The sequence below is a fragment of the Undibacterium parvum genome (assembly GCF_003955735.1).
Classification (GTDB): Bacteria; Pseudomonadota; Gammaproteobacteria; order Burkholderiales; family Burkholderiaceae_D; genus Undibacterium; species Undibacterium parvum.
Genome location: NZ_CP034464.1, coordinates 2,670,469 through 2,684,515 on the forward strand (window position 1 = coordinate 2,670,469; position 14,047 = coordinate 2,684,515).

General features: G+C 51.3%; 13 protein-coding genes. 8 read left to right on the forward strand and 5 right to left on the reverse strand.

Annotation, left to right across the window (positions count from 1 at the left end; genetic code table 11):
* The first annotated feature begins 262 nt into the window (after positions 1-262).
* Genes EJN92_RS11660 through EJN92_RS11670 form a run of 3 tightly spaced genes read left to right on the forward strand, consistent with a single transcriptional unit; the run spans position 263 to position 3,213 of the window.
* Positions 263-2,278: a ribonucleoside triphosphate reductase gene (locus tag EJN92_RS11660; protein ID WP_126127979.1), complete on the forward strand. Its 2,016-nt coding sequence runs from the start codon at positions 263-265 to the stop codon at positions 2,276-2,278.
* Positions 2,279-2,300: 22 nt separating this feature from the next.
* Positions 2,301-2,495 carry an anaerobic ribonucleoside-triphosphate reductase gene (gene nrdD, locus EJN92_RS22005; RefSeq protein ID WP_126127980.1) on the forward strand — a complete coding sequence of 65 codons (195 nt, stop codon included), beginning with the start codon at positions 2,301-2,303 and terminating at the stop codon, positions 2,493-2,495.
* Between the two features lies 1 nt (position 2,496).
* Entirely contained in the window at positions 2,497-3,213 is a 717-nt protein-coding gene (locus tag EJN92_RS11670; RefSeq protein ID WP_126127981.1) for an anaerobic ribonucleoside-triphosphate reductase activating protein, read from the forward strand.
* 19 nt (positions 3,214-3,232) lie between these two features.
* Here the strand turns inward: EJN92_RS11670 and EJN92_RS11675 are convergent, their stop codons facing one another.
* Together EJN92_RS11675 and EJN92_RS11680 are read right to left on the reverse strand one after the other, a co-directional pair.
* The gene (locus EJN92_RS11675) at positions 3,233-5,407 is read right to left on the reverse strand and encodes a CHASE domain-containing protein (RefSeq protein ID WP_170174900.1); all 2,175 of its coding nucleotides are present in this window, start codon (positions 5,405-5,407) and stop codon (positions 3,233-3,235) included.
* A 151-nt stretch (positions 5,408-5,558) separates the two neighbouring features.
* Positions 5,559-8,144, reverse strand: coding sequence for a cation-translocating P-type ATPase (locus EJN92_RS11680; protein ID WP_126127983.1), 2,586 nt, complete (start codon positions 8,142-8,144; stop codon positions 5,559-5,561).
* Positions 8,145-8,594: 450 nt separating this feature from the next.
* Here EJN92_RS11680 and EJN92_RS21565 point away from each other — a divergent pair, with 450 nt between their 5' ends.
* Positions 8,595-8,855 (forward strand): hypothetical protein, encoded by a 261-nt coding sequence (locus EJN92_RS21565; protein ID WP_126127984.1) that lies wholly within the window; start codon positions 8,595-8,597, stop codon positions 8,853-8,855.
* Here the strand turns inward: EJN92_RS21565 and EJN92_RS11690 are convergent.
* On the reverse strand, positions 8,852-9,796 hold the full coding sequence (locus tag EJN92_RS11690) for a cation diffusion facilitator family transporter (RefSeq protein ID WP_126127985.1): 945 nt from the start codon (positions 9,794-9,796) through the stop codon (positions 8,852-8,854). The two genes, EJN92_RS21565 and EJN92_RS11690, sit on opposite strands and share 4 nt — an antisense overlap.
* Positions 9,797-10,084: 288 nt before the next feature.
* On the opposite strand from EJN92_RS11690, the gene EJN92_RS11695 reads away from it, so the two are divergent.
* From EJN92_RS11695 to EJN92_RS11710, 4 genes are all read left to right on the forward strand, one after another.
* Positions 10,085-10,474, forward strand: coding sequence for a DUF1924 domain-containing protein (locus EJN92_RS11695; RefSeq protein ID WP_322348658.1), 390 nt, complete (start codon positions 10,085-10,087; stop codon positions 10,472-10,474).
* A 13-nt stretch (positions 10,475-10,487) separates the two neighbouring features.
* Positions 10,488-10,985: a diheme cytochrome c gene (locus tag EJN92_RS11700; RefSeq protein WP_227869520.1), complete on the forward strand. Its 498-nt coding sequence runs from the start codon at positions 10,488-10,490 to the stop codon at positions 10,983-10,985.
* A complete protein-coding gene (locus EJN92_RS11705; RefSeq protein ID WP_126127986.1) occupies positions 10,982-11,602 on the forward strand; it encodes a cytochrome b/b6 domain-containing protein in 621 nt (206 codons plus the stop codon). Before EJN92_RS11700 ends, EJN92_RS11705 begins: the two co-directional genes overlap by 4 nt.
* A gap of 153 nt (positions 11,603-11,755) precedes the next feature.
* On the forward strand, positions 11,756-12,673 hold the full coding sequence (locus EJN92_RS11710) for an alpha/beta hydrolase (protein WP_157984362.1): 918 nt from the start codon (positions 11,756-11,758) through the stop codon (positions 12,671-12,673).
* Between the two features lie 22 nt (positions 12,674-12,695).
* Here EJN92_RS11710 and EJN92_RS11715 read toward each other — a convergent pair whose 3' ends face one another.
* Both EJN92_RS11715 and EJN92_RS11720 read right to left on the reverse strand, forming a co-directional pair.
* Positions 12,696-12,962, reverse strand: coding sequence for a hypothetical protein (locus tag EJN92_RS11715; protein ID WP_126127988.1), 267 nt, complete (start codon positions 12,960-12,962; stop codon positions 12,696-12,698).
* A gap of 95 nt (positions 12,963-13,057) precedes the next feature.
* Positions 13,058-13,564 (reverse strand): DUF6160 family protein, encoded by a 507-nt coding sequence (locus EJN92_RS11720; protein ID WP_126127989.1) that lies wholly within the window; start codon positions 13,562-13,564, stop codon positions 13,058-13,060.
* Positions 13,565-14,047: the final 483 nt, after the last annotated feature.

A 14,047-nucleotide genomic window follows, 5' to 3' on the forward strand; every position in this document is an offset into this window, starting at 1 on the left:
CCCAGCTTATCACCCCCCCTCAAAGACTAGGTCCGAAAGCTATTTTTTGGGACTGCATTGTCATTCATTTTTTTTCAAATACCCCGAACTTCAACATTCATTTCTCTGCGTTCAGGCGGATCGCTGTGCCGCGTGCGGCTCTGCTTGGTCTGAAATTGATATGCGTCAAAGAATTGTAATCAACTCATTTTTACAATTGACCACGCTATATTTAGTCGATAATCTATAAAACACACTATATCTTGTGTTTTATGGGCGAAGAATGAAACAGCAAACTTTTTTAATTGATACGCAGCTGATCAAGCGCGATGGTAGCGCGGTTCCTTTTGATGCAGGCAAAATTGAATCTGCCATAATGCGCGCAGCGCTTGCCAGTGGCGAATTTGACCTTGCGCGGGCGCGTCAACTGACGGCGCAAGTGCTGAGCCTGATCGCGGATTTGCCGCAATCCCCTTGCCTCGCGATCGAACAAGTTCAGGATATGGTGGAGGCTAGTTTGTTCGCCGCAGGTTTCCGCAAGACCTTGCGTGGGTATATCATCTACCGCGAACAACATCAAAAATTGCGGCGTGACAGTAAGACCTTGGTCGATGTGGAAGCCTCTATCAATGAGTACCTTGACCGGCAGGATTGGCGCATCAATGCCAACGCCAATCAAGGCTATTCCCTGGGCGGCCTGATACTTAATGTGTCCGGAAAAGTGATCGCCAATTACTGGCTCAGTCACGTGTATCCGTCTGAGATCGGGCAAGCCCATAGAGACGCTGATTTACATATTCATGATCTCGATATGCTGGCCGGTTATTGCGCCGGCTGGTCATTGCGAACTTTGTTAAATGAGGGGCTCAATGGTGTGCCTGGTAAGATAGAGTCGGGCCCGCCCCAGCATTTTTCCAGCGCGGTAGGGCAGATCGTGAATTTTCTTGGCACCCTGCAAAATGAATGGGCTGGCGCTCAGGCCTTCAGTTCTTTCGATACCTATATGGCGGCCTTTGTGCGCAAAGACCAGCTTGACTACAGCAGCCTTAAGCAGTGTATACAGGAGCTCATTTATAACCTGAACGTGCCTTCGCGCTGGGGTACCCAAACGCCCTTTACCAATCTCACTTTCGATTGGGTATGCCCGCAAGATCTGCGTGAACAAGTCCCTGTTATTGCAGGTGTTGCGATGGCGTTTAGCTATGGCGACTTGCAGGCCGAGATGGATATGATCAATCGCGCCTATATCGAAGTGATGATGGAAGGCGATGCCAAGGGGCGGGTATTTACTTTTCCTATCCCCACTTACAACATCACTGAGGATTTTGATTGGCATAGCCCGAACGCCGAGTTGTTATTTGAAATGACGGCACGCTATGGCTTGCCTTACTTCCAGAATTTCATCAATTCGGAACTCAAGCCGAACATGATACGTTCTATGTGCTGTCGCTTGCAGCTCGACCTGCGTGAGTTACTTAAACGTGGCAATGGTTTGTTCGGCTCGGCCGAGCAAACCGGTTCTTTAGGCGTGGTCACTATCAACTGTGCACGCTTGGGTTATTTGTATCAGGGCGACGAAGCGGCGCTGTTGGTGGCGCTCGACAAGTTGCTGGAACTGGGGAAGAACAGTTTGGAAATTAAACGAAAAGTGATACAGCGGCATATGGACAATGGCCTGTTTCCCTACACCAAACGCTATCTTGGCACTTTGCGCAATCATTTTTCTACGCTGGGTGTGAACGGTATCAATGAAATGATACGTAACTTTAGCGCCGGTCAATATGACATCAGCAGCGATGTCGGGCATGCGATGGCGCTGCGTTTGCTAGACCATGTAAGGGCGCGCATGTTGGCATTTCAGGATGAGACCGGCCACATGTATAACCTGGAGGCGACTCCGGCGGAAGGGACTACCTATCGTTTTGCCAGGGAGGACCGCAAACGCTACCCGGCTATTTTGCAGGCTGGCACCAAGGATATGCCCTACTACACTAACTCATCACAATTGCCCGTGGGCTTTACCGATGATCCGTTTGCCGCGTTGGAACTGCAAGACGATTTGCAGCGTAAATATACCGGTGGCACGGTCTTGCATCTGTATATGAGTGAGCCCTTGACCAGCGCGGATGCCTGCCGCAATTTAGTGCGGCGCGCCTTGAGTCGATTCTCGCTGCCGTATATCACGATTACGCCTACATTTTCGATTTGCCCTAAGCATGGCTATCTGGGTGGAAGCCATGCGTTTTGTCCCAAATGCGATGCCGAATTGATCGCCCGCAAGCAGCGTCTGGCTGCCTGATTTATCTTTAAAAGGAATTACCATGCACAACATTACAGCTCTTACCTGCCAACCCACACAAGCCATCGTTCTGGATGACTCTGAACGCCAGGCCTGCGAAATCTGGACCCGGGTCATGGGCTACCATAGACCAGTCAGTTCGTTTAATACAGGCAAAAAAGGCGAGTTCTATGAGCGCACTTACTTCGAGGAAAACAGCATAGAAAAACAGTGCTGACATGTCCTCCACCCTAAGTGCAGGTGACTTGAAGGTCGGTGGCATCACCGCCTTCAGCACTAGCGATTATCCGGGTAAGTTTGCGCTGGTGATTTTCGTGCAAGGGTGCCCGTGGCGCTGCCGCTATTGCCATAATCCGCATTTGCAGGCGCGCTCTGCCAGCAAAATTAGTTGGTCAGAGATACTGCTCTTGCTCAAGCACCGCGTAGGTTTGATCGATGCGGTAGTCTTTAGCGGAGGGGAGGCCAGCATTGATGCCGCCTTGGGGCTGGCCATAGCCGAAGTGAGGCAGTTAGGATTTGCGATAGGCCTGCATAGCGCTTGTATTTACCCGCGCCAGCTACAAGCAATTTTACCTTCGGTAGACTGGATAGGCTTTGACATCAAGGCGCCCTTTGAACGTTACGCCGCCATCACGGGCGTTGCGGACAGCGGACGCCATGCGCGCGCCTGTAGCGAAATGATACTGGCCAGCGGGGTCGATTACGAATGCCGTAGCACGATACACCCTTCGCTCTTGTCAGAACACGAGATCATGGATATGGCGCAGAATTTGTCACAGATGGGCGTGCAGAATTATGTTTTGCAATTGTTTCGTGCGCAAGGATGCAGCGATGCCGAACTTAAAGCAAACATGCGCGCCGATTATCCGAGCAGGTCCTTGCTGCAAAGTATGCAGTCAATGTTTGCGCGTTTTAGCTTAAGACAAAATAATTGATCGGTTTAGACCGCGCAGTTCATTGGGAAATCGATTGTTTGGTGCCCGCCTCTGCCTGTCTATCGGTTTCCCGCGAGACGTCGGCGATCTCGAAATAGAAGATTGTGCCTTGATCTTGGGCGCTGCTGAAGCCTATGCTGCCGCCCATTTGTTCTATGATGTCTTTGGCAATCGACAGCCCCAGACCGGTGTTGCCAACTTGTAGTTTGCGGGTGTCGGAAGAATCCGCCTGGGCAAATTTTTGAAATATTCTGCTCTTAAATTCTTCTGGTATGCCACTGCCATAGTCTCTGATCTCGACTCTTACCAGACTCGCCTGACGTAACAGCGAAATCTCTACTGGCTTATTCTCGGGCGAGAATTTCGCCGCATTCGAGAATAAGTTGCTGATCACTTGCAATAGCCTATCGGGATCGGCCTGCACAAACACTTGATCGACTGCGCTGATCATCTCAAAGCGCGTACCGCATTGCTGGGCGTAAGCCTGATTTTCCTGGGTTGCCTGGATCAGCAGAGGGTAAATATCAAAACGCTTCAGATTAAAGTGATAATTGCCGGATTCGAGTTTTTCTACATCTAAAATATCATCGATGAGGCGGGCTAAACGCGTACAATTTTTTTCGGCCAAAGCGACCAATAATTTTGCTTTTTCTGGTATCGGTCCGACCGCACCAGCGACCACTAAGCCTAGTGAGCCGCGGATCGAGGTGAGCGGGGTGCGTAACTCATGGCTGACGGTGGAGATAAACTGGCTCTTGATTTTCTCCATCTGCTTGCGCTGGCTGATATTCGTCACCACGCTAGAGCTGCCGCAGTGTTCGCCATTTTTGTTATGCATAGGTGAGACATTCATGGAAACATCGAGACGCGAGCCATCCTTGCAAATACACACGGTTTCCAGATTTTTGACGACTTCGCCACGCGCTAGTTTTTCTGTGATCAGCTGCGATTCGGCCAAACGCTCTGGCGGCACGATAGTGCGTATCGATCGCCCTAGCATTTCGGCTTGGGTATAGCCGGTCATTTGTTCTGCGGCCGGGTTCCAGATGATGACCTCGCTCTGCAGGTTCATACTGATGATGGCATCGCTAGCGGAGGCCACGATGCCAGAAAATTGCGCCTCTTTCTCAAATAGATCATCGGCCATTTTTGCTGCCAATTGATGGGTTCTGCGATTTCTATTATTCAGTGAGTAGAAAATATAAAATAGGCTCAAGGAAATGAGCGTGCCGGCAATTGCGATGATGCTGCTTTGCGGTGAATACGTCGACTCTATGAATTCCTGTTTCGCTGTGATATGCAATAACCATTTTCGTCCACCGGTCTCTATCACGACATCATCGCTGTAGTTGGACTTAGGTATCTTGCTTTGACTGGCATACATTCTATGCGCCTGATCCTGTAGTCCCTCATCATAAATTTGCAGATCGACATCGCTCTCCTTGCTGCCAAAGATCCCCTTCATCAGATCGTTCATGCGAAAGGCGCCAAACACCAAAACTTTCAGTGCCGCTCGTCTTTGTTCTGGAGTCTGCGGGTTGGCGTCATTGCGATACACAGGCAGATACACTAAAAAACCATGTTGCACATCGGTCTGGGTTTCTTGCACTAGCGTCACCATCCCCGACATACTGGGCAAGCCCGAATCTATCGCCCTATCCATGGCGGCGCGCCGCACCGGATTGGTATACATATCAAAACCAAAAGCACGCAAATTGCGGGCGATATAGGGTTCTGGATAGATGATGCTGTGATACATGGGGCGCTCAGGCAGAGCCGGTGATATTTTATACTCAGGGAAACCCTGCGCGCGTATCTCTTGTATATGCTGCGCCAGTTGGGCGGCCGGAACCGGCAGACTGACTGCCATATTTTGTATACCGGGATAATGCCGCGCTATTTCTGCATTTTCTACATACTCGTGCCATTGCTGGCGGCTGACCGTGCCACTGGCACGAAACAGGCCTACGCCACCATGCAAGACTTGCTGATAAGCCAGTAAGCGACCTTCGACCGCTTCCTTGACACTCTGTACCCGGAAGGCAAAGCGCTCTTGCGCGCGCTGCTCCAGATATTGATTGGAGTAATTCCAGGCCAGCGCCGTGATGCATAAAAAACTCAGTAGCAGCAACCAGGGTAATTGCTGGCGCCATCCGCGCATGTTTTTTTCTTGGGTTTGGACTACAGATTCCATGTGCATCCTTATCGCAGAAAAGACCAAATTTCGGCTGTGGGCAAATCATGTTTCTGTTAGTGAGTACAAAAGTAGATATTAATAAGGCTAGTTAGTCTAGCATTTTTTTCAGCCGATACAACGTAATCATGCGGCAGATCAGACGCCTTTTTTATGCGGTGCGCATACTGCTGACAAGAAATTTCACTAGCGCAATGCTGGCGATGCAGGCGCCGGCGATCGCTATGCTGATCGCAAGCTGGAGCATGCTTGGTTGCGTAAAATAAAACAGGCTAGAGAGTGCCGGAACGAAGAGCGCTGCGCTCAAAATTGACAAGGCAGCGCCAACGACCCACCATAGTGCCGGGTTGGGTAAGCTGAAGGCTTTGCGCAAGCTAGCTGAGAGCGAGCGGTTGATGAAAATTAAGCCGATATTGCCTAACACCATGACGCAAAAACCCAGTGCCCGTGCTTGCTGCTCGCCCAGTTTTAGATGCAGGCAAGTGGCGTAAGTAGCGAATACCGCCGCCAGTAATGCCAGCCCTTGTAGCGCGCCTTTGAGCAAGATTGTGCGATCAAAAATACTGGCATCGGTGGCGCGCGGCCCGCGCTGCATCAGATCGTCTTCTTCCGCTTCTGCCTCAAACACCAAAGAACAGGTCGGGTCTATGATGAGCTGCAAGACCAGAATATGCACAGGCATTAAAAAGATAGGCCAGTCCAACATCACCGGGATCAACGACATGCCTATCACAGGGATATGCACGGCGACGATGAAGCTGACAGTTTTTCTGAGGTTATCAAAGATGCGCCGCCCCAGTTTGACCGCCGCCACGATCGATGAAAAATCATCATCCAGCAAGACCAGGGCGGCTGATTCGCGTGCCACGTCGCTGCCGCGTTTACCCATCGCCACACCGATATGCGCAGCCTTTAAGGCCGGTGCGTCATTGACACCATCGCCGGTCATGGCGACGATTTCTTGATTCGATTTCAGTAGATTCACCAAGCGCAATTTTTGCTCTGGTTGCACCCGGCAAAAGATGTTGATGTTCTGGATTTTTTGCTGTAACTGGACATCGCTCAGTGCCGACATTTCGGTCCCGGTCATGATGCCGCCGGCTGATAACAAACCACATAATTTGGCAATGCTGCTGGCGGTGGCGGGGTAATCACCGGTGATCATGATCACGCGTATGCCGGCGCTCTGGCATTCACGGATGGCGGCCGGTACCGCGGGTCGTATCGGGTCGGCCAGACCAATTAAACCGACCAGTTCAAAATCGTAATCATGCTGTATAGGCGGTAAATCGCCCAGTAGATCACGGGGTTTAAAGATGGCCTTGGCGACCCCTAGCACACGCAAACCTTGTGCTGCCAGGGTGTTTACCTCTGCCATCAGCTTGGCACACTGTATGGCTGTCAGATGGCAAAGATCGGCAATCGCTTCCGGCGCGCCCTTGGTGGCGATCACATAGTGTTGATTATCCTTCGATTCCCAGACCCGCGACATGGCCAATAATTCTTTCGATAGTGGGTATTCGTTGACCAGATTCCAGCTCTGATGCAGATGCTCGGTATCCTTGAGGGTGGCGATACCAGCCTCGAGTATCGCCACTTCCATAGGGTCGTAAGGATCGCGGTGGCTGGCCAGAATCGCGTATTCGAGGACTTCGTGAAAGTCTTCCGGTAGTTGTTGGTCGGCGTGCCCCAGATGATGATATTGATCTCCACAAAAAACCTGTGCCACCGCCATCTTGTTTTGCGTGAGCGTGCCCGTCTTGTCGACGCATAAGACGGTGGCTGCGCCCAGGGTTTCTATGGCGGGTACGCGTCGCGTCAAGACATTTTTTTGTGATAGCCGCCACGCCCCCAATCCCAAAAATAAAGTCAATACCACCGGCAATTCCTCCGGTATCAGTGCCATCGCAAAGGTAATCCCGACCAGAATGCCCGCTAACCAGTCACCCCGGCTATAGCCATACCAGAGTGCCAGCAGCAGTGCGATACCGATACTCAGGCTAGCGACGTATTTGACCACGCGGGTGGTTTCGAGTTGGACCCGGGTTGGTTCTTGTTCCAGCGCAAACAAAGCTTTGCCTATGCGCCCGATGGCGCTATCACTGCCAGTGGCAATCACGCGTGCCATGCCCTTGCCTTGCACTACCAGCGAGCCTGAGAATATAAACGGCAGGTCGTCGCCGCCGGCCACTTCCATCTTGCTCGGGGCGGGCTCTAGCAAGGCTTTATTGACCGGCATGGATTCTCCGGTCAGCAGTGATTCATCGACCGTCATATTCAGGCATGACAGCAAAATAGCATCGGCCGGCACCCGGTCGCCTTCGGACAACAAGATAAGGTCGCCGCGCACCACCTCGCGCCCCGCTACCCTTTGCTGAACGCCATCGCGCAGCACTAATGCGCGCGGACTGGAAAGCTCGCGCAGCGCCTCTAGGGCACGTTCAGACTTATGCTCTTGAAAGAAGCTAATGCTGATGATGACAAAGACAAAGACCAGTAATACCAGCGCTTCATGCGTGTCGCCTAGTAAGAGATAGATGGCACCGCAGGCGATCAACAGCAACAGCATGGGTTCTTTGATGACGTCCAGAGCAATGTGCCAGATACGGCGCGGTTTGGCCGAAGGAAGTTCGTTGTAGCCATCGCTGGCCAGCAGAGCGGCGGCCGCTTGCGCGCTCAGGCCGCTGTTGCTGTCGGGTTCGCTTGGTAACGCTGGAGTGGCTAGATTCGGACTCATTGCTGGGCTTACCTCAGATGAATGCCGCGACATAAAACAGGTCAGGGCTTAGTGCTGTGGAGTGGCTTAGTGGCATTGCGATTGCCAAAGGCGATTATGACTTTACTAGCTTAAGCGCTGCAGGAATATTTTTCTATGACCTAGCGCATATTTTATGCTGGTTTTCGGCATGTCCTGGCTGTAGGGCATATCGGATCTGCGCCCTGGGCTAAAGGTGTTTTTAGGTGTCGTGCCTAGGGTGTGCGGATTGCGTAGGACAGCGCTCCCTAGGCATTTCATGCGCCGCAACACGCCTGCGCTGCTTGGTAGTCTTGGAAGTGAGTCTTCCCTACTTTTACAGCATACTCCCCCTAGTGTTTTTTAAGTGCGCACGTTGTATATGCGCAAATAGGTCTATTTGATGCTAAAAACGGGGGAGTATAGGTTTATTGGCGGATTTTTGTTGAAACCATGATGGTGCTAGTTTGGGCTTATCTGGCTTATTTTATTCTATCGTCGCGTGGTGATTGGCGACCGCTGGATCGATCAAGCCGCCGCCGGCAATTGCATCCCTACGAGGGACGACTATTTATTGCAGAACAGGCGCAAAGCAAAACCAAAACACCGCTCTGCCAGCGCGCATATCCCATGCGCCTTTCCGGCCATGCAGGCTGCCAAGGCGCATGGACTATGCGTGAGCGGGTTGCCTCTAAAATTATTCTGAGTAATTAAGTTGGCGTCGCGTTCGTCAGTTTGACCGGATCGACGTGGGTCATGAGGTTTAACACCGCATGTTTTTGCATGACGCGTTTGCGGGCATCGAGTGCGATGTCATGACCCTGTGCGACGCTCATGTCGGCATCGATTTCCAGATGCACATCGACCAGGATTAAGTCGCCCATTTTGCGCGTTTTCAGGTCATGCCAGCCTAATACGCCGGGGGTGTCGCTGATGGTCTGGCGTATGCTTGCCAAACTCTTTTGGTCGACCGCCCTATCCATCAAATCGTGCAGCGCATCCCAGGAAAATCCCCAGCCCATTTTTGCCACCATAAAACCAACGATCATCGCCGCCACCGGATCGAGCATGGCATAGCCCATCAGATTGCCGATGATGCCTATCGCCACCACTAACGACGCCGCCGCATCCGAGCGGGCGTGCCAGGCATTGGCAATTAACATGCTGGACCTGACCTGCTCACCTATGCGCAACATATAACGGAACAGCAACTCCTTGGCCACTAGTGCGCCTAGCGCCACCCATAAGGCGATGGCTTTTACCTGCTGGATAGACTCGGGCTGCTCCATCTTGCGAAACGAGCTCCATAACATGCCGGCACCAACTATCAATAACAGTACACCTAAGGTCAGCGAGGCGGCGTTCTCATACCGTTGATGCCCATAGTGATGATCTTCGTCCGGGCCTTTTTGGCTATGGTGATTGGCAAACAGCACGACGAAATCGGCGACCAGATCCGAGAGAGAATGGATGCCGTCAGCGATCAAGCCTTGCGACCCTGAGAATATCCCGGCGGCGACCTGGGTGATCGTCAAACCGATATTTGTGACGACGCTGACCAGAGTGCTGCGCTTGGCAGCCAGATGTTTGGAAGGGGTTTCTTCATCGTGCTCATCGAGGTCATCGAGTTCGTCGAGTTCGCCATTAAATGACATTGTTCACTTCCTTAGTCTAAAAATTTGTACAGCCATGGCGCAATGATAGGCGACTCGCACCATCCTGTGCTAAATGCCTGAGGTCTCGCGAAGGAAATTGTGGCAGCAGAGACGCGATGCTGCAAACGTCTTTTTGGCCTGGCGCTACCGAGGTTTGATAATTCGCAATGAAACCTTCAATTTAAATCGCTTGATATCCTCATTGCATAAGAAGCTCTTAAGAATTCGCGCACACTATGATGACGTGGCCATCAATGATGTCGGCGCTTTTTTACACTAGGAGTAATCATGAAAAAAACTTTATTCTCTTTCTTGTTACTGATGTTTGACCTTGCATTTAGTCAGGCCTGGGCCGATAGCCCGGTCGACATGCAAAAGGCGTATGAGGCTGCTTCTGGAAAAGCATCGGTCGCACGTGGCGAACAATTTTTTAACAGCAAGCATGGCAAGGAATGGAGCTGTGCCAGTTGCCATACCGCGCAACCGAACAAGGTGACAGAGCATATTGTGACCGGAAAACGGATAGAGCCACTGGCACCGGCCGCCAACCTCAATCGCTTTACCGATGCGGCCAAGTCGGAGAAGTGGTTCAAGCGCAACTGTAAAGACGTGGTTTCCAGAGAATGCAGCGCGCAAGAAAAAGCGGATGTGATCGCTTGGCTACTCACCATTAAGTAAAGGCAGAACTGACATGAAAAACCTCTTGCAAACACAGGTTGCGGCAAGCCTCATTAAATCCGGGCTGGCCTCGGTGCTGGCGCTGTTTATTTACGCCCCTATGGCGATGGCCGACGATGTCGGGATGCCGGTCAGCATACCGAAAGCCTATACGGCGGAATGTGCCAGTTGCCATACCGCATATGCGCCCGGCTTACTGCCAGCTAAATCCTGGCAAAGCATCATGGGCACGCTCGATAAGCACTATGGCAGTGACGCCAGCATAGATCCGAAAGCGCTGAAAGAGATCTCTGCATGGTTGCAAACCTATGGCGCTAGCGCACGGAAATTTGCCGAGGTACCGCCGGAGAACCGCATCACCAATAGCGAGTGGTTCAACCGCAAACATCGCGAAATTAAGAAAGACGTGTGGTTGCGCGCTTCCATCAAGAGCCGCTCCAATTGCATGGCATGCCATCAGCAAGCCAGCAAGGGCGATTTTGATGATGACAGTGTCAGGATTCCAAAATGACTACGCCACAAAAAAACAGCGGTCTGGTGTGGGATCTCCCGCTGCGCTTGTTTCATTGGTCGCTGGCGCTGTGTTTTGCCGGCGCCTGGTTGACTGCTGAAAGTGAAGTTTGGAAATTATGGCATATCAGTTTCGGGTATTCGATGGGGCTACTGGTAGGTTTTAGGCTGATCTGGGGTGTGCTCGGCACACGGTATGCCCGCTTCTCTGAGTTTGTCAAAGGACCATCCGCGGTAAAAGCCTATTTTCTCTCGCATCTGCGCGGACAGGCACAACAGCATGTCGGGCATAATCCCGCCGGTGCATTGGCGATCATCGCCATCTTATTCAGCACGATAATCATTGTTGTGAGCGGCTATCTCACTTATCAGGAGATCGGTGGTGAATGGTTGTCGGAAGTCCATGAAGTGATGGCGAGTCTGCTGATGGCGATCGTGGTCTTGCATATCGCAGCGGTTGTGGCGACCAGTGTGCTGCAGAAAGAAAACTTGGTACGTGCCATGCTGACTGGAAAAAAGCAGCTCGCTGATGGTGCAGCAATACAGCAGTCTAGACCAGTAGTTGCCTTGGTGTTGTTAGCAGCGCTGATGGCGGTGTGGTGGGGCGTGTTCAGATAGCGATTTCTTATAAAAAAGACCGTCGTTTGATACCACAGGGGAGTGAGCACAATATGCTGCTCACGCGGTACTTTTACTGCCATGCGCAAGATAAGTGAACCTTCATAGGCTTAGCTTGTCCATCCACCTCAGGATTCGATAATGAGGGATGTGATGAAACTATTTGCCGGCTTGTTGTTCCTTAGCACTTTTTTCTTTTCTTTGGCCTCGTCGGCAGCACAGCCTGAGGCCAACTATGATCTGCGCCGTAGCCTGCAATACGGAACGCACGATGGCGTTGCGCTGACCGGAGACTTGTATGTACCGAAGGCGGCCGGTGCTCATCCTGTGCTGGTAGCGGTACATGGTGGCGATTGGCAGTTTGCCGATGCGCAACTGTACCAGTATTGGGGGCCGTATCTGGCGCAGCGCGGTTATGCCGTGTTTGCGATCAATTATCGCCTGACTAAGGCAAACCAGAATTTGTATCCGGCCGCGCTCAATGATGTGCGCGCCGCTGTGCAATTTTTGCGCGAGCGTGGGGCTAGCATGCAGATAGACCCGAATCGTATTGGCCTGATGGGCGATTCGGCTGGTGCGCATCTGGCAGCCTTGGCCGCTTTAACAGCGGATCAAGCAGCATTTTCCGGCAGTTATGCCGATGATGTTTACGCCAGAGCCAGTAGCAAGGTCAAAGTCTGCGTCGGCATTTATGGGGTCTATGATATGGCTGCACAGTGGCAATACGATAGCGTGCATGATGCCAGCGATAATATTGCTCAGATGTTTCTCGGCACCAGCTTAGCCGATAACCGCCGCGTGTATTTCGACGCCTCGCCGCTGTCTTACGTCACGCGTGGCAATAATCAGACCGCCTTCTTTTTGGCCTGGGGTAGCAAGGACGATAGGGTCGATAGTGCCAGTCAGTCAGGCGCTTTTGCCAAGGCTCTTCAAACTTCCGGGTTTTCTGTGCAGTCGCAAGTCTTGCCGGGCGCCCCGCATTACTGGGCCTCGGACGAGATTAAGAGTGCGCATAGTTATCCAGGATTAATGGCGCCGCGTCTGCTCAAATTTTTACAAGAAAAGCTTTGATAGACTGAGGCGCAATCAAACTCTACTCAGGCGTAATCTCTAAATAATCGAGCTTACCGCCCTTATTGAAATTGATCTCGACTAGCAGCGTCGCGCCGCTGTACAGCGCACGGTAACGGTAGCGCCGGTCTTCTCCATAGACGCTACGTGATAGCAGTTGCAGGCGTAAGCTAATCCACCATTTGGGTCGGAAGCCCGCCTGTATATTGGGTATGCTGTTTTTATTTTGAATAGATGCGAGGCAGGATGTGAATCCAGTGAGAGCGATGCGCACCGCAGTGATAGGCATGCATGGAAAAATACAGAATGCAGCAGAGCGAAAAGAAACGGCAGCGGGGGAGCGCTGCCGTTTCTTTTACAAAAGAAGTTCAAACAATTTTCAGCTTAGTGCGCCCAGATGTAAGCAGTAGTACCTTGCAATTTGATGTCATTCAAAGCGGTAGAGCCGAAAGACGCAGTGCTATGACCCATCTTGATGCTGGCAACAGACATGTTCAACTCATGACCAGCAGCTACTGTGATTTGAGGAACCGCGATTTTAACGACATCGCCAGTTGGCATGAAAGCCGGCGCACCAGCACCACCGATAACGCCTAATACTGAGCCAGCACCTTGCGCTTCAGTGACGAAAGTCGCGTTGTTGATGATGTCGATAGTCGCAGCCAAAGAACCAGTGATAGAGATGTTGTTATGGCTGATAGAACCACCAGTAGCATCAGTGTCTGTGTAGACGAAAGAGCCGATGTTGATGTTCAGGTTAGCCGCGATAGACACACCGTCTTGACCGCTGACTTGGCTCAGGTCGGAATCATCAATAGTCGACATGGCAGATGCCGCCATTGCGAAAGACGACAAAGCTGCTGCGAGGGCGAGTTTCTTGAACAGTTTCATGTTAAATCTCCAGTGGTGAGTAAATTATTTTTATATGCGTTGAAACATGTGCGTTGACACTTAACGGAGCACTCGCTAGCTGATTATTTCAGCGTAGACGAGGCCCGGTAATACGGTACTTTTGAATGGGGTCAAGAGTGCTGCATCACGTAATAAAGATTAAAGGAATTGCTTTTTTTCTTACAGAATATATTTAGAATCTTTATTCGATTTTCAATGAAAAGCGTCTGATCTGAGGACATCTTTTGGTGGAAAAATACGCATCAATTGACGATATATTGATGCCTATTTTGCTATGAAAAATATAATCTTTGTGCACACTGTCATCACAGTGAAATTTCAGTCTGAAGAGCTGCGAGTAAAAAAACAACGGATGAAAAATAGCACGCGACGGAAGTTTCTCACCGGAATTTATATGGAAAAAATTCGAGAGAAAGTTCATCAGATACGCCCCAAATCTGCAGTGCTTAGGTGGCAGAGTTG

Excerpts from the sequence above, each read along its gene's own strand:
- EJN92_RS11715 (WP_126127988.1), bottom strand. The coding sequence starts at position 12,962 with ATGCCTATCACTGCGGTGCGCATCGCTCTCACTGGATTCACATCCTGC.
- EJN92_RS11675 (WP_170174900.1), bottom strand. The coding sequence starts at position 5,407 with ATGGAATCTGTAGTCCAAACCCAAGAAAAAAACATGCGCGGATGGCGC.
- EJN92_RS11695 (WP_322348658.1), top strand. The coding sequence starts at position 10,085 with ATGAAAAAAACTTTATTCTCTTTCTTGTTACTGATGTTTGACCTTGCA.
- EJN92_RS11720 (WP_126127989.1), bottom strand. The coding sequence starts at position 13,564 with ATGAAACTGTTCAAGAAACTCGCCCTCGCAGCAGCTTTGTCGTCTTTC.
- EJN92_RS11700 (WP_227869520.1), top strand. The coding sequence starts at position 10,488 with ATGAAAAACCTCTTGCAAACACAGGTTGCGGCAAGCCTCATTAAATCC.
- EJN92_RS11670 (WP_126127981.1), top strand. The coding sequence starts at position 2,497 with ATGTCCTCCACCCTAAGTGCAGGTGACTTGAAGGTCGGTGGCATCACC.
- EJN92_RS11710 (WP_157984362.1), top strand. The coding sequence starts at position 11,756 with ATGAAACTATTTGCCGGCTTGTTGTTCCTTAGCACTTTTTTCTTTTCT.
- EJN92_RS11705 (WP_126127986.1), top strand. The coding sequence starts at position 10,982 with ATGACTACGCCACAAAAAAACAGCGGTCTGGTGTGGGATCTCCCGCTG.
- nrdD (WP_126127980.1), top strand. The coding sequence starts at position 2,301 with ATGCACAACATTACAGCTCTTACCTGCCAACCCACACAAGCCATCGTT.
- EJN92_RS11660 (WP_126127979.1), top strand. The coding sequence starts at position 263 with ATGAAACAGCAAACTTTTTTAATTGATACGCAGCTGATCAAGCGCGAT.
- EJN92_RS11690 (WP_126127985.1), bottom strand. The coding sequence starts at position 9,796 with ATGTCATTTAATGGCGAACTCGACGAACTCGATGACCTCGATGAGCAC.
- EJN92_RS11680 (WP_126127983.1), bottom strand. The coding sequence starts at position 8,144 with ATGAGTCCGAATCTAGCCACTCCAGCGTTACCAAGCGAACCCGACAGC.
- EJN92_RS21565 (WP_126127984.1), top strand. The coding sequence starts at position 8,595 with ATGATGGTGCTAGTTTGGGCTTATCTGGCTTATTTTATTCTATCGTCG.